1 protein-coding gene is annotated in these 1,104 nt (G+C 62.8%); it reads left to right on the plus strand.

Features of this window, described 5'->3' with window-relative positions; all coding sequences use genetic code 11:
- On the plus strand, positions 1–1,104 hold a 1,104-nt coding region (locus JCM12296_RS35045; RefSeq protein WP_157068208.1), incomplete at both ends, for a DUF2207 domain-containing protein.

Below are 1,104 nucleotides of genomic sequence, written 5' to 3' on the forward strand. Positions count from 1 at the left end.
CCGGCCGCTGGCGCCCCACGAGGGGTTGACCATTGCCGTTGCCTGGCCCAAGGGCATCGTGGCGCCGCCGGACACGGCCGAGCGGATCGGTTATCTGCTCGATGATTATCGCGGCGGCCTGGTGGCCCTGGCGGGGTTGATGGTTTTGCTGGTTTACTACCTGGCGGCCTGGTGGAAGGTCGGGCGGGATCCGTCGGCCGGCGCCATCATTCCCCGCTATGTCCCGGCCAAGGGGCTCTCCCCGGCAGGCATGCGGTTCATCCGGCGCATGGGCTTTGACAAAAAGGCCCTGGCCGTGGCCGTGGTGAGCATGGCGGTAAAAGGCTTTTTGACCATCCACGAGGATCAGGGCGGTGCTTATACCCTTGATCTCACCGGCGGCAAAAGCGAGCCGCTTTCTCTTGGCGAAGCCGCCGTGGCCAAACGTCTCTTCCCGCCAGGCCAAACGACCCTTGCCTTGAAGAAAAGCGAGCACAAACGCGTCGGCGGGGCGGTCAAGGCCTTGCGCACCCGTTTGAGTGCCGAATACGAAAAGGGTTATTTCCTGCGCAACACGGCCTATTTCGTGCCTGGGATCGTGCTTTCGTTCTTTGCCCTGGGCGGCATCATCCTTTCCTCCGCCCAGATGCCGGTGGCTTTGTTCATGATGGTGTGGCTTTCCGGTTGGAGCGTCGGCGTTTATCTGCTGGGCAGCATGGTCGTCGCGGCCTGGCGAAGCCGCAAGACCGCGGGGACCGTCGGTATCACCCTTTTCGCCATCCCGTTTTTTATCGGTGAACTGGCCGGTATCGGGGCCCTGGCCGCGGCGATTTCCGTTTCGGGCATGGTCTTGTTCCTAGGAATTCTGGTCACCAATATGGTCTTTTACCATTTGCTCAAGGCACCGACCCTGGCCGGCCGACGCTTGCTGGACGAAATCGAGGGCCTGCGGCTCTACATGCAGGTGGCCGAAAAGGACCGCCTCAACCTGCTTAACCCGCCGGATCGAACGCCCGCCCATTTCGAGGCCTTGCTGCCCTATGCCATGGCCCTGGACGTGGAAAACGAATGGAACGCACAGTTTGCCGATGTGCTGGCCCGGGCGGCCGCGGACCCGGCCAGCGG

The organism is Desulfosarcina cetonica JCM 12296, assembly GCF_001311845.1.
Taxonomy (GTDB): domain Bacteria; phylum Desulfobacterota; class Desulfobacteria; order Desulfobacterales; family Desulfosarcinaceae; genus Desulfosarcina; species Desulfosarcina cetonica.